This is a genomic window from Runella sp. R5_40 (assembly GCF_057652295.1).
Genome location: NZ_JBYFCH010000026.1, coordinates 12,054 through 32,401, shown reverse-complemented (window position 1 = coordinate 32,401; position 20,348 = coordinate 12,054). Strand labels below are relative to the sequence as shown.

General features: G+C 44.9%; 16 protein-coding genes and 1 pseudogene. 12 read left to right on the top strand and 5 right to left on the bottom strand.

What is annotated here, in order from left to right; all coding sequences use genetic code 11:
• Nucleotides 1-10: 10 nt before the first annotated feature.
• Nucleotides 11-61 (bottom strand): annotated as a pseudogene (locus tag AC23N5_RS27525) (hypothetical protein); the annotation flags it as partial.
• On the opposite strand from AC23N5_RS27525, the gene AC23N5_RS27520 reads away from it, so the two are divergent.
• The 3 genes from AC23N5_RS27520 (at nucleotide 54) to AC23N5_RS27510 (ending at nucleotide 6,261) form a co-directional block, all read left to right on the top strand.
• A complete protein-coding gene (locus AC23N5_RS27520; protein WP_487758021.1) occupies nucleotides 54-344 on the top strand; it encodes a hypothetical protein in 291 nt (96 codons plus the stop codon). The pseudogene AC23N5_RS27525 and the gene AC23N5_RS27520 sit on opposite strands and share 8 nt — an antisense overlap.
• A 32-nt stretch (nucleotides 345-376) precedes the next feature.
• Nucleotides 377-2,578, top strand: coding sequence for a penicillin acylase family protein (locus tag AC23N5_RS27515; protein WP_487757996.1), 2,202 nt, complete (start codon nucleotides 377-379; stop codon nucleotides 2,576-2,578).
• A 263-nt stretch (nucleotides 2,579-2,841) separates the two neighbouring features.
• The gene (locus AC23N5_RS27510; protein WP_487757995.1) at nucleotides 2,842-6,261 is read left to right on the top strand and encodes a DUF4175 family protein; all 3,420 of its coding nucleotides are present in this window, start codon (nucleotides 2,842-2,844) and stop codon (nucleotides 6,259-6,261) included.
• A 95-nt stretch (nucleotides 6,262-6,356) separates the two neighbouring features.
• Here AC23N5_RS27510 and AC23N5_RS27505 read toward each other — a convergent pair whose 3' ends face one another.
• Nucleotides 6,357-6,686: a hypothetical protein gene (locus AC23N5_RS27505; RefSeq protein WP_487757994.1), complete on the bottom strand. Its 330-nt coding sequence runs from the start codon at nucleotides 6,684-6,686 to the stop codon at nucleotides 6,357-6,359.
• Nucleotides 6,687-7,125: 439 nt separating this feature from the next.
• Here AC23N5_RS27505 and AC23N5_RS27500 point away from each other — a divergent pair, with 439 nt between their 5' ends.
• The 7 genes from AC23N5_RS27500 (at nucleotide 7,126) to AC23N5_RS27470 (ending at nucleotide 14,202) form a co-directional block, all read left to right on the top strand.
• Nucleotides 7,126-8,013: an OmpA family protein gene (locus AC23N5_RS27500; protein ID WP_487757993.1), complete on the top strand. Its 888-nt coding sequence runs from the start codon at nucleotides 7,126-7,128 to the stop codon at nucleotides 8,011-8,013.
• Between the two features lie 27 nt (nucleotides 8,014-8,040).
• Nucleotides 8,041-8,580 carry a hypothetical protein gene (locus AC23N5_RS27495; RefSeq protein WP_487757992.1) on the top strand — a complete coding sequence of 180 codons (540 nt, stop codon included), beginning with the start codon at nucleotides 8,041-8,043 and terminating at the stop codon, nucleotides 8,578-8,580.
• 28 nt (nucleotides 8,581-8,608) lie between these two features.
• On the top strand, nucleotides 8,609-9,154 hold the full coding sequence (locus AC23N5_RS27490) for a hypothetical protein (RefSeq protein ID WP_487757991.1): 546 nt from the start codon (nucleotides 8,609-8,611) through the stop codon (nucleotides 9,152-9,154).
• 203 nt (nucleotides 9,155-9,357) lie between these two features.
• Nucleotides 9,358-9,807, top strand: coding sequence for a hypothetical protein (locus AC23N5_RS27485; protein WP_487757990.1), 450 nt, complete (start codon nucleotides 9,358-9,360; stop codon nucleotides 9,805-9,807).
• A gap of 42 nt (nucleotides 9,808-9,849) precedes the next feature.
• Complete coding sequence (locus tag AC23N5_RS27480) at nucleotides 9,850-11,190, top strand: hypothetical protein (protein ID WP_487757989.1); 1,341 nt, start codon at nucleotides 9,850-9,852, stop codon at nucleotides 11,188-11,190.
• A 12-nt stretch (nucleotides 11,191-11,202) separates the two neighbouring features.
• Nucleotides 11,203-13,086, top strand: coding sequence for a zinc dependent phospholipase C family protein (locus tag AC23N5_RS27475; protein WP_487757988.1), 1,884 nt, complete (start codon nucleotides 11,203-11,205; stop codon nucleotides 13,084-13,086).
• Nucleotides 13,087-13,098: 12 nt separating this feature from the next.
• Nucleotides 13,099-14,202 carry a hypothetical protein gene (locus AC23N5_RS27470; protein WP_487757987.1) on the top strand — a complete coding sequence of 368 codons (1,104 nt, stop codon included), beginning with the start codon at nucleotides 13,099-13,101 and terminating at the stop codon, nucleotides 14,200-14,202.
• 47 nt (nucleotides 14,203-14,249) lie between these two features.
• On the opposite strand, the gene AC23N5_RS27465 is transcribed toward AC23N5_RS27470, so the two are convergent.
• Nucleotides 14,250-15,524: a mandelate racemase/muconate lactonizing enzyme family protein gene (locus AC23N5_RS27465; protein ID WP_487757986.1), complete on the bottom strand. Its 1,275-nt coding sequence runs from the start codon at nucleotides 15,522-15,524 to the stop codon at nucleotides 14,250-14,252.
• A 59-nt stretch (nucleotides 15,525-15,583) separates the two neighbouring features.
• A complete protein-coding gene (locus AC23N5_RS27460; RefSeq protein WP_487757985.1) occupies nucleotides 15,584-16,534 on the bottom strand; it encodes an RraA family protein in 951 nt (316 codons plus the stop codon).
• A gap of 200 nt (nucleotides 16,535-16,734) precedes the next feature.
• On the opposite strand from AC23N5_RS27460, the gene namA reads away from it, so the two are divergent.
• The gene (namA, locus tag AC23N5_RS27455; RefSeq protein ID WP_487757984.1) at nucleotides 16,735-17,811 is read left to right on the top strand and encodes an NADPH dehydrogenase NamA; all 1,077 of its coding nucleotides are present in this window, start codon (nucleotides 16,735-16,737) and stop codon (nucleotides 17,809-17,811) included.
• Between the two features lie 102 nt (nucleotides 17,812-17,913).
• On the top strand, nucleotides 17,914-18,432 hold the full coding sequence (locus tag AC23N5_RS27450) for a hypothetical protein (protein ID WP_487757983.1): 519 nt from the start codon (nucleotides 17,914-17,916) through the stop codon (nucleotides 18,430-18,432).
• A gap of 43 nt (nucleotides 18,433-18,475) precedes the next feature.
• Here the strand turns inward: AC23N5_RS27450 and AC23N5_RS27445 are convergent, their stop codons facing one another.
• Entirely contained in the window at nucleotides 18,476-20,335 is a 1,860-nt protein-coding gene (locus tag AC23N5_RS27445) for a tetratricopeptide repeat-containing sensor histidine kinase (protein ID WP_487757982.1), read from the bottom strand.
• Nucleotides 20,336-20,348 lie beyond the last annotated feature (13 nt).

Below are 20,348 nucleotides of genomic sequence, written 5' to 3'. Positions count from 1 at the left end.
TTAACGACGTAAACCCACCAATCCCAGTTAAGTCACTGATTCCTTTGTTAGAAATGTCCAAAGACGTAAGGCTCGTTGCGGGGAAAAGCAGCTTGTTGGCGCCGTCAATACAAGTTGGACACACCTCTCGAATGGCTCCTGCAAAGGCATTGTCGGTAATGGTCTGGGCCTGCGTAGGAAGCGTTCCCAAAACGCTCGTCAAAACTAAAAAAAGCCATTTGCAAACGTTTGATGCAGTTAATGAAGGTAAAATAGGTTTCATGGCAAGGATATTTTCAGTAGATTTACTCGGAATAGCAAGCAATTCTAACTCACAAATTCTAGATAAACAAGTTAAAACCTGATTTTTTCGTTAACCTAAACTTTACTCTTCATCATGCTTCATCGTTTTATTTTTCCAACCCTTATTGGTTTTTTAGTACAATCGTTCGCTTTTGCCCAAAATTTCTCAACGGAAGAAGTTGCCAAGTTGCAGCAGCAAGCCAACCAAATCACCATCGTCAAAGACAAGTGGGGGGTGCCTCACGTATATACGAAAACCGACGCCGACGCCGTGTTTGGGATGATGTACGTTCAGTGCGAAGAGTTTTTTGCTAAAGTAGAAAACTCATTGATCGTTAGACTTGGACGACAAGCAGAAGTGAACGGGGAGTCGGATTTGTACCAAGATTTATGGGCAAGGACGTTTATTGACCCTACCAAAGCGCTTCAACTGTACCATCGCTCGCCCAAATGGTTACGCAAATTGTGCGATGCCTACGCCGCTGGGATTAATTTTTATTTGATTTCCCATCCCCAAATAAAGCCTAGGTTACTGACGCGCGTTGAGCCTTGGATGGCATTGATGAACAACATCCCTTCCATTGCCAACAGCAACTTGACCGAGGCTGAATTTCGGACATTTTACGGGAAAGATGCCAGCGTTTCATTGGCTTCTGTAAATCCATCGCTCGAACATGACTTTCAGCAAGCGGGTGGGTCAAATGGCTGGGCCATTGCTCCTTCACGGACACAAAACAAAAACGCTATTTTACTCATCAACCCCCACTCCGAGTTTTATGGCCGTATCGAAATTCATCTCGTGAGCGAAGAAGGACTTAATTCCTACGGAGCTCCATTTTTGGGACAATTCAATATTTTTCAGGGATTTAACGAACATTTGGGCTGGATGCACCCTGTGACGCTGTCGGATGGGAAAGACCTGTATGCCGAGGCCGTAACCCGAAAAGGAAATGGCTATGTTTATCAGTACGAGGGTAAATCGAAAGCAGTTGATAGTTCAAAAGTAACGCTGAAGTACAAAAAAGGAGAGGAGTTGTTGTCAAAAACATTTACTATCTACCATACTCACCACGGCCCAGTGGTGGCAGTACGCAATAAAAAGTGGATAAGTCTCAAATCCCAAGAGTCGAATATTGATTTGTTGGCAGTAAACTGGCAAAAAATGAAGGCAAAAAATCTGACGCAATTTACCAAGGTGCTCAACAAACGCGTGATGGTGGGGAATAACATTGTTTATGCCGACCGCGATGGTAATATTGGTTACTGGCACGGCAATTTTGTGCCAAAACGTAACCCTTCCTACGACTGGAAACGCCAAGTGGACGGCAGTACGAGAGATACGGAATGGCAAGGAACGCACGCATTGGAGGAATTGCCACATTACATCAATCCTGCCAACGGCTGGGTACAAAACTGTAATTCCACGCCTTTGTATGCCGCAGGAAAGTTTGATTCGGTCATGAATCAAAAGCCCCTTTATATGCTTCCTGACGGAAATACGCCAAGAGCAGTCAATGCCGTTCGGGTGTTAAGTCAGCTTCAAAATGCGACCTTAGACGACGTAATTAAAGCCGCTCACGACCCTTATTTGCCAAATGCTGTTCGTTTTATTCCTCCGCTGATTGCCTCATTCGAGAAGGTGAAAAATGATACGGTTTTTGCTGCTTTGGCAGGGGTAATCAAAACGTTGAGCACTTGGGATTATCGTACGGATACTTCCTCCGTAGCAACGACCTTGGCCGTATTGTGGACAGAACGATTGGTACAAATGAACGTGGCCAAATTACCAAGACCCATCACGAATGAAGAACAATACTCCGTAACCAACGGCTCCAATTTGTCGGTTGATTTTTTGTCGCCTGCCGAACAAGTGAAGATGCTTAGTCAGGTAGTGATGGATTTGCGGAAAGACTTTGGTACTTGGGAGGTTTCTTGGGGAAAAATCAATCGTTTTCAGCGTCCAGTGGAGGGGAAACCTTTTAGTGACACAGAGAAAAGCTGGGCAGTACCTGCTACACCTGGGTACATGGGTTCGCTCAATGCGTATGTGAGTCGGAAATCACCCCAAACCAAGGCTCGTTATGGCGTCACAGGTAATACGTTTGTGGCAGCAGTTGAATTTGGCAACGTGCTGAAAGCCAAAACTGTGCTGACAGGTGGAGCTAGTACAAATTCTACTTCTCCTCACTATACCGACCAAGTCAATGGATATATCCATGCGCAGTTTAAGGAAATCTTTTTTTATAAAAAGGATGTTTTGGCAAATGCCGAACGAACCTATAAACCTGGAGAATAATGTTTTTTATGAACTATATAAGACATATAAGAGCATAGAAGGTTTTCTTATAATCCCTTAAATGTCTTACATGGTTCAAGAAAATAAAAAACAGCAATCGTCGGCAAAAAGCCTAAACATGTCCCCCAAAATGCGTTATCCGCAGAATCTTTCTGGCAAACCATTACTTTTTGCATCATTTTTGCGTTATCTTTAAACGTATTCTTCGTACAAGGAGTTATTCTACTATTGACTAAACACCAGCCAATAAAAAAATCGAGTTTATGACAACCCCAACCCTTTCCGTACTGCTGGAGCGCATTGGTGAGTACAAACGGAAATTTTACCTCAATCAGCTCATAAAAGGCGTCATCTTTGCAGCCGCTTTTGTTTTGTCAGCCTATCTGTTTGTCAACACGTTAGAGTACTTTGGGCGATTTAGTTCGGGCGTACGTGCGGCGCTTTTTTATGGATTTATTGGCATTTTGGGCTATGCCCTTGTGCGCTGGGTAGCCATCCCTATTTTTCATTTGTGGGGGTTGCGTAAATCACTGTCGGACGAAGAAGCCGCCAACCAAATCGGAAGCTTTTTTCCCGAAATTGGCGATAAACTTGTTAATACCCTCCAGCTTCGCGGCTTATCGGGACAGCAAACCGACTTGATTGAAGCCAGTATTCAGCAGAAATCAAAGCAATTGATGATTGTTCGGTTTTCGGATGCCATCAAAATCGAGCAAAACCGCCGTTACCTCAAATATGCGGTTTATCCATTGGCCGCAATTGCGTTGGTTTTGGCCATCAATCCCCGCTTTTTTGCAAGCAGTTCTGACCGTATCATTCACTTTGAAAAAGAATTTAACGACGCTCCTTTTACTTTTCAATTAGATAATCCAAATCTGAAAGCGTTTCGTAATGAGGACTTTACGCTTCGGTTGTCGTTGGCAGGTGGGGCTTTGCCAGAAGCTGTCTATGTAGTGCACAACAAGGCAAAGTTTAAACTTGATGCCGAAGACAATAATACGTATTCTTATACCTTCAAAAACGTGCAACGTCCGATTGATTTTCAATTTGAGGCAGCGGGTTATAAGTCAAAAGAGTATGAATTGACCGTGGCCGAACGCCCAAGTTTGCTTTCTTTTGATGTTACGTTAAATTATCCTGCGTATTTGGGAAAACCTGCTGAACAGTTAAGCAACGTGGGGAATTTGACGATTCCTGAAGGGACAACCATTAGCTGGGATTTTAATACGGATGCCACCAAAGACATGTCATTGGCTTTTGAAGGTGATCAAAAAGCCTATACGGCCGAGAGCAAACTGACGGGGGGCTACGAGTTTAAACGTACGGTGCGCCGCTCGGGAAATTACGAAATCAAACTCAAAAACGATGATTCGCAAAACCGCGAGAAAATAAGCTATTTCCTCAATGTCATCAACGACAAGTACCCAACACTGACCCTTGAGAATTACCAAGATACGACCTTGTATAATTATTTTGTGTTGGGAGGAAATATAGCCGACGACTACGGTTTTTCTAACCTGCGGATCTTTTATAATTTGCGCCGCAAAACCGATAAAACCGACCCTAAAAAAGTGGCTTACAAAGGATTTAGTATTCCTTTTAATAAATCTACGACGAGCCAAACGTTCTATTTTCAGTGGTATGTTGATAGCCTTCGCCTGACACCTGGCGACCGCATCGAATACTACGTTCAGGTGTGGGACAACGACGGCGTAAACGGACCGAAATCGGCCAAGTCGCGCATGATTGATTTTGCCGTTCCGTCGAAAGAAGAGGTGCGGGCTGAAGCCGAAAAATCGGCCGAAAAAACTGAGGCCCAAATCAACAAAACCCTTCAAAAAGCAAAGAGCCTACAAAAAGAAATCGAAAAACTCGACCAGCGTTTGAAGAGTGAAAAAGAGTTGGATTTTAAGGACAAAAAACAAATTGAAGACTTGTTGAAAAAACGCGATGAACTGCAAAACGATATGAAAAGTATGCAGGAACAAGCGCAAACTTCGCAAGAAAAGCAAGATAGATTTTCGGAGCAAAGTCCTGAGATGAAGCAAAAAATGGAACAGTTGCAAAAACTGATGAAGGAATTGCTCGACCCAGAAACGCAAAAATTGTACGAACAACTTGAAAAATTACTGGATCAACAACAGCGCGATGATAAAATGCAGGAGTTGATGAACAAGCTGAAAAACAAGGAGTTTAACGCGCAAAAGGAAATTGAGAAAGCCCTTGAGATGTTCAAACAAATGCAGGTGCAGCAAAAAGCCGAGCAAATTCAGAAGGATTTGAACGAAATGGCGGAAAAAGAAGAAAAACTTGCCGAAAAAGCGGAACAGTTGGCCAAAGAACAAGAGCAAAAAGAGAAAGACCAAAAGGGTAAAGACCAACAAAATAAAGACGGTCAAAACAAAGAACAGGAGCAGAAACAAGAAGAGCTCAAAAAAGAACAGGAAGAGTTGAACAAAGAGTTTGACGAAACCAAAAAAGACATTGAGGAACTTGAAAAACTCAATGAAGAGCTAGACGATAAAAATGACATTGATACGGGCAAAGAAGACCAAAAGGATGTCGATCAGGAACAAGACAACAGCTCGAAACAGTTGCAACAAAAGCAAAACAAGAGCGCCTCTAAATCGCAGAAAAATGCGGCGAAGTCGATGAGAAAAATGGCGCAGAAAATGCAGGAGTCGATGGAAAGTGCCGAAATGGAAGCGATGGACGAAAACATTGACAACCTCCGCGATATTCTCGAAAACCTCATTCATTTGTCGTTTGACCAAGAACGCGTAATGAAAGATTTTCGCGGCGTAGGGCTGCAAGACCCTCGTTTTGTCAAATTGGCACAAGACCAACTCAAGCTACAAGACGACGCCAAGGTGATTGAAGATAGCCTCTACGCGTTGGCGAAACGGGTGATGCAAATTCAGACGTTTGTCACCCGCGAACTGAACGACATGAAGTTTCACATGACCGAAAGTACGCGTTTTATTCGCGAACGCCGTCTGAATATGGCCACCAGCAAGCAGCAATTTGCCATGACGTCGATGAATAATTTGTCGTTGATGTTGAGCCAAACCCTCCAACAAATGCAAGCTGCCATGATGGCCATGAGTATGCCAGGGAAAGGTAGCAAAAAAGGAAAAGGGAAGAATCCAGGGCAAAGCATGGGTGATTTACAAAAGCAACTAAATCAGCGGATTCAGCAACTTCAGAAAAACCAACAAGGTGGCCAAGGTGGCATGGGAGGGCGCCAAATGTCGGAACAGTTGGCTAAAATGGCGGCTGAACAAGCCATGATTCGTCAGATGATGAAAGAACTGATGGATTCGCAGAAGGGGACAGAAGCTGGTAAAAAGCTGGGAAATGAAGTCAAAGATTTGATGCAAAAAATGGATGAAACCGAAACCGATTTGGTGAATAAACGGGTGAATCCTAATTTGATAAAACGCCAAGAGGAGATTGTGACGCGGTTGTTGGAGTCAGAAAAAGCGCTCCGTCAGCAAGAAGAAGACAACCAGCGGAAATCGGAAACGGCCAAGCCTCAACCCAAAACACCGCCTGCGGCTTTTGAACAATACGTCAAAGAAAAGCAACGCCAAACGGAGTTGTTGCGCACAGTGCCGCCAAGTTTTGCACCTTTCTACAAACGAGAAGCCGACAATTACTTCCGAAAAACGGGAGGGAAGTAAGGATAAAAGTACAGATACATGAAAAAAGGCGGGTTAACCCGCCTTTTTTCATGTATTCCAGTTGCAAACACTTACACTTATTTATTTCAATACGCCTATTTGTCAGCGCGAGTCGTATTCTTTACTTCTGTTTTTGCGGAAGAAGGCGCAATAACTGTTGATTTGGCTACTGCCACGTTTTCTACGACCATGGTTGGAATCTCTACGTTTACATCCTGCGTTGGCAGTGTTGCGATTAGGCGCAAATCATTTTTAGAGAATAATACAGCTGACGTAGGCTCTGTGAAGTTATCGTGTGTTGGCAAAGAAGCCATCAATTGTTCGGCAATCTGTGTTTGGGTGCGGAGGCTTTTGCCATCTTGTGCCTCTGCAAAATGTCCAAGTGTCGAAACACTTAAAACAAGGGCAATCATAATAGATTTCATAGTGGTACTCTGTTTAAAATTAACGATTTAGCAATCTGCTTTTGGCTGTTGTGGTGTATCAGAGATGTTGTTGTTCTGATGACAATGCAAATGTGCAGCCTTTTTTTGGGTTGAAGAATTGAAAATGGATAAGTGGATTATTTTAAGGGATGAGCGGTTGGTGAAATTTTAAAAAACAGAATAATATTCTTAAAATATACCAATTATACGCAATTTAATATAAATAGTTAAATGAAAAATAAATAAAATACAATTTAAAACAAAATAAAATTTTGTTTATTATATAGTATTATTCCGCGACGATTGAACTTTGGTAAGATGACAGGTAGGTGCTGTAGAAGAAAAATAGATAAATCATTGTTTTTGTGATACTTATACTTATTTTCACCGTCGTAAGTGCAAATTCTCCTTTTCACCACCAATCCCCTCATTACGTACTATGTCTTCAGGTGTCAAAACGCTTGCTTGGATTCTGCTTGTTGGCTGGATAGGTGGGGCTACCTACTGGCACGTTTGTAAAATCAAACTCCTGTGTGATGGTCCCTCAACTATGACTACAGCTCCCACTTATGTGAATCCCCCGCTGTCTATTGTTGATGGCGCCCAGCTCAACCTAAGTTCGCCGCTTAATTTTGGTTTTAAGAAATCGGTAGCCGATCCCAACTACGCCAATGTGAAGAAAGAGCTAGATTCGTTGGCTGCTTACCTCAAAGCAAACCCAGGTCGGAAACTGACCGTCACGGGCTTGTATGCTTCTATTGAGCAAAACAACACTACTTTTCCCGACTTGGGATTCGCCCGTGCTGATGCGCTCAAGAAGTACCTTGTTGATGCAGGTGTGCCAGCAGCACAGCTCCAAACGGCAAGTAGGATGATTGATTTGCAGTTTAGCATCGATGATTCTACGCACGGAATGGAATTTGGTTTTGATAGCCTTGCCCTTCCAAAATCAGAAGAAGCGCTGGCCGCCGCCGAAAAATACGAGGATGTTTTTAAACCCATGGATTTGTATTTCAAAACGGGAAGTTCTGATTACATCCATACACCCGACAATGAGAAGTTTTTGGACGAAGCTAAAAAATACCTAGCTACGCACAAAGATAAAAAGCTGTCGTTGACGGGGCATACCGATAACGTGGGGGCTGACGATAAAAACTTGGCACTTTCGGGCAAACGCGCCGCGGGTGTGAAGTCAGCTTTTGTGAAATTTGGCATCGCTGCCGACCAACTATCGACCGAAGCCAAAGGAGAAACGCAACCCAAGGCATCCAATGATACCCCCGAAGGCCGCAAAGCCAATCGACGTGTAAGTATTGTGGTTCAATAAACATTTACTCATTCAAATTTGACTTCTATGTACGGACATTTTAATCCTTTTGAACAAACAGGTGCGTGGTGGCAGCATATACTCATGGTTGTGATAGCGGCGGTGTTGGGGTACATTATTGGCTATATCACCAAAAAAAGCGAAGCAGAAAGCCTAGAGGCAGAACTAGCTTCTTTGGATGCGGCAGTGGACGATTGCCAAAAAACGCAAGTGATTTCAGTAGCGCCTGCACCTGTCAAGGTCGAAACCGCAACGGTGGTACCTGTCGCAGCAGCAATTGCACCCGTGGTTGTTCCTGCACCCGTTGTCGTTCCTGACGATTTAAAAATTGTGGAAGGCATTGGGCCAAAAATTGAAGAATTACTCAATAATGAGGGTATTCTGACTTTTGCCCAACTTGCAACGACCTCCCCAGAGCGTATCAAAGAAATATTGGTGGCTGGAGGCTCGCGTTTTCAAATGCACGATCCTACTACTTGGCCTGAGCAATCGGCATTGGCCCGCGACGGCAAGTTTGAGGAATTGAAAACGTGGCAAGACGAACTCAACAAAGGCCGCAAGGGATAATGGTTTTACTTTCAAACTGACTTTTACCATGATTATATTACAAGTAACTCCTTTAAGTCAAAATTTTTGGGTCGCAGGTTTAGAAGCAATTGCACTACTTGCGTTGGCTGCTTACATTGGTTGGTGGCTAGGACAGCGAACCTTTGCCGTCAAAATAGAAGGTTTACACGCTGATATTGACGCAAAACGCACCGCTTTAGACGATTGTAAAAAGTCAAAAGTGTTGGTCAAGGTAGCACAACCACCCGTTGAAGTTCCAGTAGCTCCTGCGCCACTGGCGGTGGCGGCCCTTGCTCCCGAACCCGTTGTGCCTGCCGTGCCCGATGATTTAAAAATTGTAGAAGGTATTGGGCCGAAAATCGAAGGGCTACTCAACAACGAGGGCATTGTTACCTTTGCCCAACTTGCGGCCACTGCCCCCGAGCGCATCAAAGAAATATTGGACGCCGCAGGGCCCCGCTTCCAAATGCACGACCCAACTACTTGGCCAAAACAATCGGCCATGGCGCGCGACGGCAAATGGGATGAGCTAAAGGCTTGGCAAGAAGAGCTGAATAAAGGTAGATTGGAATAAATAATCCAAATGCTCCGCTCTAAAATTTTACACAATTAAAAGAAAGCCCCTTTTTGGGGCTTTTTTATTACCGTTTAATAAATCGACATACCGCTAACTAAGTTTAACATCCAGTTTAGGCAGCATTCAAGCTAGTTTTGATGAGTACATCGCGTACTAATCAGGTAATTAGGTTTTTTTCAATACTTTAAACTGTGATTGTTATGAAAATCCTTCCTGTTGTCAGAGGTGGCATCGGCCTCTTTTTTCTGCTTTTTTCTTCTTCCAATTTTCTGAGTTGTGCTTGTTTGGATGCGACCGTAGGCGAACCTGCCGAAACGGTTTCTGGCCAAGTAGTGGTCAATGTAACGGGGCTTGAGCAGCTTTCAACCAGTGGCGAAAAAAAATACGTGACGGTGAGCTATTCAGGGAATCTAGAAAACAGTGATTCAAAATTTGGCGAGACGGCTTTTAGCGTCAATCGCTCTTACGAAATCAAAGCGGGGAGTGTACATCCCAATCCTTCCATTACCCGCGTTGCTCTAAAATACGGGACGTGGACTGTGCGGGTTCTGGCCGACAGTTGGTCGAGCCAATGTAGCTGCAAAATGGACGATAAGCACAGTCCAAGATTTGTTTTTACCTATCCAAACTCCCAAGGAGTGTGCCAGTAGCGTACGCATTAACCTTTTGTTTTACACCTAAACTTTTATGTTATGAAGTCAACCCAATTCGATGTGTCGTATCGACAACTCAAGGTTTTGCTTTTGGGGATGTCGTTTATTTTATGCCTATTTCCTCTAAAAATGGGCCGTGCCATGGCCGATGCCGATGTGGATGTAAAAATCCCGATTGAAGAACTTCAGCGTTTGATTCAGCAACTCGAAGACGTGACGCAAGGGCTAACGGGGCAGTTAGGGATTGAGCTACGGCGAACGGTAGATGAGCTGAATGATAAAATTACGCAGCAAATTAGCAACATCAAAGATGCCTCCATCGACGTCTTGAAGGCGGCCTCTGCCGAGATTCGCGCCATTATTCAAACCCTCACCCAAGAAGCCCGAAAACTGCTGGCGGAGGTCAATCAAATGGTACGCGATGCCGTCAAATGCCTTGACGAGGTCTTGGCAAAACGGATTGCACAAATCAAAGATACCATGATTGAGCTCATTGATAAAACTTCGGTCGTTATCCAACAAACGATTGACAGGGTGCGCATTGGCGCCGTTGAAATTATTGACCAAGGTACAACTAGTGTGGTGGTTGTGCTTGACAAAACCCTCGAAAATGCCATACGCATCGGGTTATTGGTGGCTATTTTTATTTTACTTTTTTGGATGGTGCGTACCCTGTACAAACAAAACATCAATCGGATGCAAACCCACCAAAAAATAGTGATGGGGTTTGTAACGGTGGTAATGATTGGGATGGGCACGGTGCTGCTGTCAAGTTCGGCCATGGCCAAAATCGCAGGAAAAGAGATTAAAATCCCCAAATGGGAAAAGTACTGCGAAGATGGGGACGCTTATTATGCCCAGTTCGTGACCCAAAAAAATAACGGAGCAAGCACCGCCGATTTGCATATTATTGGCATGAAAGCCCTCGAAGCCCTTGACATGTGCCGCGTAGCCACGGTTAGCGCCGAAGTAGCGCGGGGTAAGCAAATGGCTATCAACGAGATTTCGGTGATTCTTTATCCACCCGCACCCACGCCCGAAACCATTCCAACGTCAGACCCGCTGGTGGCAGATTGTAAACCAAGCAGTCCGTCGGGGCCCAAAAAGCCATTTTACCCAGGTTGGTATTCTAAGTATGATTTTTTGAAAATAGCCACCTTGGCGAAAATGCAAGAGGAGAAAAAAATCAACGTGAAGGACATTTACGTGCGCGTTTCTCCTCAATTGATGACCGTTTCGCCAGCCCAAGTTGAAAAAACGTACAAGCAAAAAATTTCGACCTACACAAAAGTGTCTCCACAATCGCTTGAAGTGCAGCGGGTTACTCCACTGATGTTTAAATACAATGGTGCTTTGCAAAAAATAAACTCCCAACGTTAACGCTCTAAAATTATGCCAGGTCCAGCTGTCCATCACTTGATTTCGGATGAAGTGGCTAAACGCATAGACGCGCTTCATCTGACTCCCGACGCCGCAAAATTACTAGCTGATTTTGCCCCGTATTTACATTTTGGTGCCCAAGGCCCCGATCCTTTGTTTTTCAACACCAAAGATTTGAGTCCAGAACTACGCACACTCGTTAGGTTGTATTTTGACGCGGTGGATTTTATGGAAGACTTCAAAAAAGAAATTTTGAAAATCATTCCCCCTGAACTGATTGCTGCCGTAGAAACCCTGGAAGCGGTTTGGGATAACGTCGCGGCACGTTCCTCTACCATCACCGAAATTCAACAACTTTTGGGCGAGTCGCAGGCATTGCTGGGGCTGTTGCAATCGACTTTACAACAAGCGGCGATTAAGTATTTGACCGACACGGTCAATGTTTTTAATCAGCTTAAACACCCGATTCAGGACGTGGGACAACCTCACGATAGTTGGTGGTGGTTCGATACGCTGCATTATCGGCGCACGGGACAGTTTGCTCAAACCCTGCTCAAAAATGCGACACCTGGCACAGCCGAACACGCCTACGCCATTGGTTATTTGACCCACTTTGCAGCGGATACGGTGGGGCACCCGTTTGTCAATATCATGTCGGGAGGGCCGTACCGAACCCACGCCCAGCGCCATAAATTTGTGGAGAATCACCAAGATACCTACGCTTTTAAAGAAATGCGCTCGGGGGAAGAGTTTGTAGAAAGTGACCTTTGGAAAGACTACGTGATGGGGAGTGAAACAAAGCTGCCCGATGGGGTGAGAAACCTCATTTTGAAAAGTATCAAGGAGGTTTATTTCAAAAATAACGACTCGCAATATGGGGCTGAAATGACCGAGGAAGACCTCGACGATGTGTATCGAATGTGGCTGAAATGGTTTAAAAATACGACACAAAGTGGGGAGTTTCCTCCACCAGTGCCTTATTCGTTTACGGCCGAAATTGCGGAAGTTTGGGAAACGTTTACCGACAACGTAGGCGACATTGGTGACATGGTGTCGGGTGCCGCTCCAGGTGATTTTAGCTTGGCGTCTATTCTGGAGTTTTTAGCGGCATTGGTACTTGGTGGAGCGTTGTTGGCGGCGGCATTGATTGACTTTTTGGCGGGTGCTATCACCACTTTAGGGGCAGCCCCCATCCGATTTTTGATTTCTCTGGCCTACGAAAGCCTCTACAATGCCTACATGAATTTCTATCAAGGAGTGGTGCTGAACGGCCTTGCTTTTCCTACCAAAGCACAGTTGGGGCATTATTTGTCAAAACATACGGTAGCGAGTTATTTACCCGACAACATGGGACAAACCGCCAATAGTTTGCTTGCAATGTATCCCACGCGATTTTTTGAGGTGGAAGGTTTGGAACAAGATTGCCACTTGGTGTATCCTGTACCAGCACTTGCCAAGCTAGAACCCGATGCCACGACGGGCGCGCCGAGTAGCTACTACAAGGCCACCAATTTGCATTATATTCAAGGACAAATCAAATTTGAAAAGGAGATTTATAAAGAACTGAAGGAGTTTAGGGACAAAATTACGCCCGCTGACGCTCCCTCCGACATTCAGAGTCGGTTTGACCGCATGGAGCGAAAAGTGATAGGAGACACGCTCGGGAATGCCATTGATTTTTCGGTTTTTTTGTACCGTGAGTTCCTAAGTGGTGAAAAGATTCCTGATTTTAATTTGGATGGAGATAGGGGAGTGGGGTATTTGTGCTGGCGTAAAGTTAAGGACGATACCGCGCTCAACGACCCTGCTGCGCCGACGGTGGCAGTGTTGCCCAGTGAAACGGTGAAGCACGTTCAGACCGACATCATCAGTCCAAATTCTTCTACTATTCTCTAAACCAAACTTCTTATGGAAACTCTTAAATTTATTCGTGAGCGTCGTCAGAAGGCCAAGAAAAACATAGAAATTTTTCAAAATAGCCGTGATTTTAAAGAGATGCGTCAGCACGAAAAGCGCCCGCCCAAGCCCTATCGTGATAAAACATTTTTGTACATCAAAGGGTATGATTCGGATACGGGCAACCGTCCCATGCCTAGTGGTACGGTGTTTTGGATGAGCCCCGATATTGAAATTTTTGACGGAACTACGCCCATTGCCAATAACCAGTTGGTAGCAGGAAAAAACTACCAAATTGCCGTTACCGTTCGGAACGGAGGTGATTTGCCCTGTTATTCGTGCCACGTTGAGCTCTTTATTTGCAATCCATCCTTGGGTTTTGACCCCATTCATGGCACATTATTGGGCGTACAAACGGCACAAGTGCAAGCCCAAGGCGATACTACCCTTTCGTTTCCAATTGTGGCAACCTCCGCCATGATTGGGCATCGGTGTCTTTTTGCAAGGGTGTTTAGTTTTGTCAATAATGACTTACCAATGTCGGCGACTACTTTTCCTGTGGTTGCTGACAGGCACATTGGTCAGCAAAATCTGAACATTATTCAGCAAAATAATTTTGTTAAAGTGTTGATGACAAATGAGTTTGCGGGTCAGAAAAACTTTCAGGTTAAAGTGGTGCCGCGTAAAATGGACGTCATTAAAGGCACGCGAATACCGCAGCTTCGGAGACTAATCTCGCCCCTTCAGGCTGTAGTTCTTCCTGATTTTTCAGTCAGGGCACTGAAAGCAAACGCAGGAATTGAAGTAAACAGAATGCGGGCTAGTTCGGCGTTGTTACTAAACCCTACGATTGCTCGCTCATCTGTACATTTAAGTGTTTCTGATCGGATGTTTTTGGCAAAAAATCCCAACTTGGAAGTGTCTAAGCTCAATATTTTGGCACCCGTCCGTAAAAATCTCTGGGATTTTAAATTGGAGAAAGGAACAAGAGAACTAGAGGTGGCGATTCCTGATTTTAAACTTAAAAACAACGAAGCCGTAGTGGTCGATATCGAACTAACAGATGCTGACCAAAACAAGGTGGTGGGTGGAATTCGTTTTGTGGTGACTGCTTAGGTTAATTTCCCCAACCCTTTTTAATCGTGGGGTTGGGGAAATTCCATTTACTCAAAAAAAGGAACGCCTTTGGGCGCGTATTTTCGCATTCCTTCTTCGTTGATGTCAACGCCAATACCAGGTTTTTCCGAAAGTGGAATGTAGCCGTCCTTTACCATGGGGCCGTCGAACGTGACAATTTCCTTAAACATCGGGTCTTCGTGGAAGTAAATTTGCCATTCCAAAATGAGGAAATTGGGCACGGTTGCGCACACGTGAGAAGCCGCCATTGCCCCCAAATACGACGCTACCATGTGCGGCGCAAAGGGGACGTAATAGAGGTTTGACAAGTTGGCAATCCGTTGGCCTTCACCGAGTCCGCCTGCTTTTTGCAAATCGGGCATGACGATGTCAACCGCGCCTAATTCCAATAATTTACGAAAACCGTGGGCTAAATAGTGGTTTTCTCCCGCACAAATGGGCGTTTGGGTAGAATCGCGGACAATTTTATAGGCTTCAGGATTGTCGGCGGGAAAGGGCTCTTCCAAAAACAATAGCTTCAAAGGCTCCATCATTTTGGCCACACGCTTGCCCGTTGTGGTGTCATATCGTCCGTGCATATCTACACAAATATCGACCTTAGGGCCTACTGCTTCCCGAACGGCAGCGATTTGGTTGTACATCCGTTCGAGTTCGCCATTGCTGGCCGTCCAGTTGTACGAATCAAATTTATTGGGGTCATTGCGTTCGTCAATGTCAAATTTTACGGCCGTAAAACCCATTTTTGCGGCATTTTTGGCCGCTTTGGCAAAATCATCGGGTGTTGGGCCGCTGGTACGGTAGGCGCCTGTATCGCAATAAACGCGGATTTTATCCCGAAACTTTCCTCCTAACAACTGATACACAGGAAGTCCGAGGGCTTTGCCTGTGAGGTCCCAAAGCGCCGTTTCGACGGCAGAAAGTACCGCAATGTACATGCCCGCTTGTGACCCTTCAAAATAGCCCGAACGACGAATGTCCTCAAAAAGTCGGTGTACGTTGAGTGGGCTTTTTCCCTTGATACGGTCGCCCATCATTTTGACCAAGTGGTACGTCCCTGGGGTTGCGTCAACGCCTTCGCCGCAGCCGTAAATTCCTTGGTTGGTATAAATCTTCACAAACAAGCTGTGCCCGCCACGGATAAATCCGCATTTGATGTCAGTGATTTTTAGGTCTGAGGGAGCCGACGAAAGGGGAGTCCGTTCGATGGCGGTTTCCAGTCCTTGTCCAAAACTTTGGAGGGTCGATAAGCCAAGCGCCGCCGAAATAGCGCTCTTGGTTAAAAAATTACGGCGTGATGTCATGAGGTACTGATGAGGTTTATGTAAACTGATAGGTAATGTTGCAACTGAAGTCGGGGAGGTTACCACGTCCGTTTTTTGAGGTATTCCTGAATTTGCTCTTTGGGAACGGGCAATTCGTTGATGTGGGCGTTCAACCATTGCGAAAAGTCCTTTTCAATTTCGTCAGACCAGCGGTTGTCAATCTGCCCAGGGGTATATTTTTGTTGACGGAGCCGTTCGTGGCCAAACATGTCACGCAGACGAACAATTTCGGAAACCGTAACTACTTTTTCGGCCAAATGAGGGGGTATAAAAGTGACAGCACCATCGCGACCAAGTACAATATCGCCTGGTATCACCATGACTTTTCCGATGCGGGTTGGGCGGTTGATGGCCACGAGGGTCGTATTTAAGTCACCGTCAGGATTGTTGAGGTGATGCGAAGGGTGGTAGCTCCGAAAAAAAGAGGTAAATCCACCAATTTCTTTCAGCCCTGCAATGTCACGGATAGCACCTTCATAAACAATTCCATTGCCCGTTTTGGCATAAATAGAATTTCCCAAATTGTCACCAATCGTCGGGCCGTTTTCGTGGGCACCTAGCTGGTCAACCACGTACACGTCTCCTCTGACGAGCATGTCAATCGGCCAGGCGTTTTGGGATTTGATACGTCCGTCTTTTTCGTGTCCTTTTTTGTCAATAACCCGATGAACATCAGGGCGTCCAGGCATAAAAGTAGCCGTAAGCGCCCGTCCAATCAGCACGCTGTCGGGATTAATACATTGCCAACCTTCGGCGTATTGATAGCGAAAGTTTTCGCCTTTCATTACGGCCCAAGCTTCTTCGTGGGTGACCAAGCGCATTCGTTTTAAAATGGCATCGGGCACTTTGGGGCGGCCATCGGGGAAGCGTTCGCCTTTCCATTCGGGGGTGAGAAACAGGAGCTCTTCTTTGGAAATTTGTTGGGCAAAGGCAGGAAAATAAAGGCAACTGCATAGCAGTAGCACCTTACAAAGGGATACGAATTTCATGATTACTGATGATGGTTAAGGTTACGAATCTACGACCATAAAAGAAGGGTTATAGTTCAACTTACTTTATCCGTATAGGATGAATGTGAAACAAAAAAGCTAAGTTTAGATTGCCCAATCTTTAGCCACGCTTTTGTATTTAGCTCCGAAGAAACTATTCACCCCCCAAAAAAGGTTTTGGGAGAAACACAGATTCAACCATGACGACGGAAAATACACTTTTTTCACCCCTGAAAATAAAGGGAATTACCCTCAAAAATAGAATTGTAATGTCGCCCATGTGCCAGTACTCAGCCACCGATGGTTTTGCGGACGATTGGCATTTGGTTCATTTGGGCAGCCGTGCGGTGGGCGGTACGGGCCTGATTATCACGGAAGCAATGGCAGTGTCGCCCGAAGGGCGCATTTCGGCGGGCGATTTGGGAATTTGGTCAGATGACCACATCGAACCCCTTCGTCGGATCAATCGCTTTATTCACAGCCAAGGAGCAATGTCAGGGGTACAACTGGCTCACGCGGGCTACAAAGCAAGTTCGGCAGTGCCTTGGAACGGTGGGCGGTACGTTTCGGTAGAAAATGGGGGTTGGGTACCTGTTTCACCCAGTGCGACCTTGTTGAGCGACCATCAAACGTACTCGCAAGAATTATCAACTCCCGACATTGAAAAGGTAATTTTGGATTTTAAAAAAGCGACCCAACGGGCGCTAGAGGCAGGGTTTGACGTCATTGAAATTCACGCGGCACATGGGTATTTATTGAACGAGTTTTTATCTCCCGTGGCCAATCACCGTACCGACGAATACGGCGGTAGTTTTGAAAACCGAGCACGGTTGTTGCTCCAAGTGGTAGAGGCTGTGAAAGAAATAATTACGTCCGAAACACCCCTTTTTGTGCGCATTTCGGCCACCGATTGGCGGGAAGATGGCTGGACGGCTGATGATTCGGTGCGACTGGCGCATTTGTTGAAGGACGCAGGAGTGGACTTAATTGACTGCTCAACAGGTGGTTTTGTTGCTCCTTCCGCGATTCCCATTGCCCCTAACTATCAAGTACCATTTGCCGAACGGATTAAAGCTGAAACGGGAATTAAAACGGGAGCAGTAGGGCTAATTACGTCGGCAGAACAAGCCAATGAAATCCTTCAAACGGGCAAAGCCGATTTGATTTTTTTGGCACGAGAAATTTTGAGAAACCCTTATTTTGCCCAAAATGCCGCGTATGAGCTAGGAGAGGACGTGAATGTGCCTGTTCAATATTTAAGAGGAAAACGGAGCTAGATTGGATAGCGCTTTTGCGTGAATGTACACTTCACGAAAGGCGCGAAGTTGAAAGGAATTGTCATTCGCTAGTTTGTCATTTTGTGAAATTCTCTAAAATCAATGCCAAAAAATACCCAAAAAAAAGCGCTCAATTTTTTTGAAAAACAAGAGTTTAACAAAGCTTTGCCCCTTTTTGAAGAAGTTGCAGCAAATGATAATTGTGCTGAAAACTGGTTTAATGTGGCCACTTGTGCCGTTATGGCGCGGCAACTTCCCCAAGGACAAGAAGCATTGGCCAAAGCCACGACCTTGGCAGACAAAGAATCAAACCCCGATGGTCTTTCGGTTGGAATGATGCACTTTTATTTTATGTGCGCCTTGCGAGATAGTGGTTTTGTGGAGGAGGGTATGAAAGAATTGGAGGGGTTTCGGGAGGGCTACTCTTCCCTGAAAATTACGGATGACATGTTTTTGAGTATTCGTGGTTTGCCTTCCCTTCAACAATTTTTGGCAATGGGGGTAGGTCTGCTTAAAATGCAGACGAAGGTGCTGCCGCAAGAATGGTTAGCCCAATTTGGAACTACCCTCGATGCCGAAGGACAAGCCGAGATTGCAGCCTTTGTAAAAGAGCAATTCTAAACTAGCTGGGTCTTTGCGACGCTGCGTACTCAAAATTGTTGTCCTAAAGCGGAATTTTGAGCGTGACACGCGTGCCCAAGCTATGCCCTAGTTCATCTAGTAAATCGTCGTAATGCACCAATTCTTGGGAGTTTAAGGACGAACTTAAAAGCCTAAGCCGTTCGGAAGTGGCAGCCGTTGAAAACGATTCGTGCGAAGCGAATCGTTTTTGTTTTATTTCTGCTGATTTTGCCCTTCCGACACCGTTATCCTCTACTACGCAAATGATATGTTCTTCCGTTTCGTCCATCGAAAACATGATTGACAACCGTTTGTCGCCATTTTTATGCAACAATCCGTGTTTGATGCTATTTTCAACGAACGGCTGAATCAACATGGGTGGAAGTTGGTGATAATCTTCATCTAATTGGTCATCCAGTGAAATCTCGTAGCTAAAACCCTCCGAGAAGCGCATTTTTTCGAGTTCAAGATATTTCGTAAGAAGCTCAATTTCGGTGGCCAGCGTGATGCGTTTTTTTCCTGAAATACTTAAAATTTGGCGAGTGAGGTAGGTGAAATTCCCCATTTGCTCGTTGGCAAGTGTTTTGTCACCGTACATAAACTGTTCTTGAATGCTATTGAGGGCATTGAACATAAAGTGAGGATTCATCTGGCTTTTTAGGGCTTTCAGTTCGCTTTCGGTCGCTTTTTGCTCAATTTCAATACGGCGTTGTGCTTCTTCGAGTTGGGTGGTGAGGAGTTCGTTTTGTTTTTGGGTTTTAAAACGCATAAACAACGCGTACGCCATCATACTTCCAACCAGCAAGAAAGCCAGAATAGTGTAAATAATGGCCGTTTTTCTTCCCGATTCAAGCTCTGAAATTTGTTTTTGTTGGGCCAACGATTTGATTTCGCTGTCCTTTTTTTCGGTTTCGTATTTGGTATTAAGCTCTTGGATGGTTTTGTTTTTCTCCGAACTAAATGCGCTGTCTTTCAGGATACTATATTTTTCTAAATGCTCGAAAGCGGCTTTGAATTGATTCGTTTGGGCGAATCCTTTTTGCATTGCAAAATAAATATCTCGAAGCGCCTCGTTGTCCTGATTTTGAAGGGCAATGGCCTTGGCTTGTTGCAAAAACGTTAGCCCTTTGGTAGAATTACCAAGCGCGGAGTAGGTTTTACCTATGTTATTGAGGTTTTTCCCCCTGACAAAATCAACGCGGTGTTTTTCTATTTCAATTTTGGCTTTTTCAAAATAATCAAGGGCCTTGGGGTATTGTTTCAACTCAAAATAGGTTTTGCCAAGGTTGTCGAGCGTAAGCGCAAGTCCAAAACCGATGTTCAATTTTTGACAAATAGCAAGAACCTCGTTGTAGGTTTGAATCGCTTTGGGGTATTGTTTTAATTGAAAGTAAGAATTGGCCAAATTAGTCAAAATAGCCGCTCTATTTTGGGTAAAGACTTGCCCGTTTTTGAGTAAAAGTTGGTCACATTCGTTCAATAATTTGATGGATTTTTGGTCTTCAAAATTATGAGAAAAAACGTTGGCCAAATTACTTTTTCCGATGACAATATTTGAGTAATCGTTCCTTTTTTCGGCGATTCGGAGCGCTTGGAGGTAAAAATTTATCGCTTTGTCGTTGAGGGTACGGCTAAAATAGTAATTCCCCAAGCAGTTTAGCGACCGAATCTTCCCCAACTCATAACCCAATTTATTGGACAACTGGTTGGCTTCTGTCGCCATTTTTAACACCAAGGTATCGGCCCGAAAAGTGGCAGCTACACAAGCGTCCACGAGCAATTCTACCCGAACACTGTCTTGAGGGCTGTGTTTTTTAATATCAACGAGCAATTGTTCGTACGTTTTCTGACCCCAAAGGCTTTGGGTCATGAGTACCAAAAGAACAAGAATAGAGGGTTTCATTATTGGAAGCTAT

Excerpts from the sequence above, each read along its gene's own strand:
- AC23N5_RS27520 (WP_487758021.1), top strand. The coding sequence starts at position 54 with ATGTCCAAAGACGTAAGGCTCGTTGCGGGGAAAAGCAGCTTGTTGGCG.
- AC23N5_RS27515 (WP_487757996.1), top strand. The coding sequence starts at position 377 with ATGCTTCATCGTTTTATTTTTCCAACCCTTATTGGTTTTTTAGTACAA.
- AC23N5_RS27510 (WP_487757995.1), top strand. The coding sequence starts at position 2,842 with ATGACAACCCCAACCCTTTCCGTACTGCTGGAGCGCATTGGTGAGTAC.
- AC23N5_RS27505 (WP_487757994.1), bottom strand. The coding sequence starts at position 6,686 with ATGAAATCTATTATGATTGCCCTTGTTTTAAGTGTTTCGACACTTGGA.
- AC23N5_RS27500 (WP_487757993.1), top strand. The coding sequence starts at position 7,126 with ATGTCTTCAGGTGTCAAAACGCTTGCTTGGATTCTGCTTGTTGGCTGG.
- AC23N5_RS27495 (WP_487757992.1), top strand. The coding sequence starts at position 8,041 with ATGTACGGACATTTTAATCCTTTTGAACAAACAGGTGCGTGGTGGCAG.
- AC23N5_RS27490 (WP_487757991.1), top strand. The coding sequence starts at position 8,609 with ATGATTATATTACAAGTAACTCCTTTAAGTCAAAATTTTTGGGTCGCA.
- AC23N5_RS27485 (WP_487757990.1), top strand. The coding sequence starts at position 9,358 with ATGAAAATCCTTCCTGTTGTCAGAGGTGGCATCGGCCTCTTTTTTCTG.
- AC23N5_RS27480 (WP_487757989.1), top strand. The coding sequence starts at position 9,850 with ATGAAGTCAACCCAATTCGATGTGTCGTATCGACAACTCAAGGTTTTG.
- AC23N5_RS27475 (WP_487757988.1), top strand. The coding sequence starts at position 11,203 with ATGCCAGGTCCAGCTGTCCATCACTTGATTTCGGATGAAGTGGCTAAA.
- AC23N5_RS27470 (WP_487757987.1), top strand. The coding sequence starts at position 13,099 with ATGGAAACTCTTAAATTTATTCGTGAGCGTCGTCAGAAGGCCAAGAAA.
- AC23N5_RS27465 (WP_487757986.1), bottom strand. The coding sequence starts at position 15,524 with ATGACATCACGCCGTAATTTTTTAACCAAGAGCGCTATTTCGGCGGCG.
- AC23N5_RS27460 (WP_487757985.1), bottom strand. The coding sequence starts at position 16,534 with ATGAAATTCGTATCCCTTTGTAAGGTGCTACTGCTATGCAGTTGCCTT.
- namA (WP_487757984.1), top strand. The coding sequence starts at position 16,735 with ATGACGACGGAAAATACACTTTTTTCACCCCTGAAAATAAAGGGAATT.
- AC23N5_RS27450 (WP_487757983.1), top strand. The coding sequence starts at position 17,914 with ATGCCAAAAAATACCCAAAAAAAAGCGCTCAATTTTTTTGAAAAACAA.
- AC23N5_RS27445 (WP_487757982.1), bottom strand. The coding sequence starts at position 20,335 with ATGAAACCCTCTATTCTTGTTCTTTTGGTACTCATGACCCAAAGCCTT.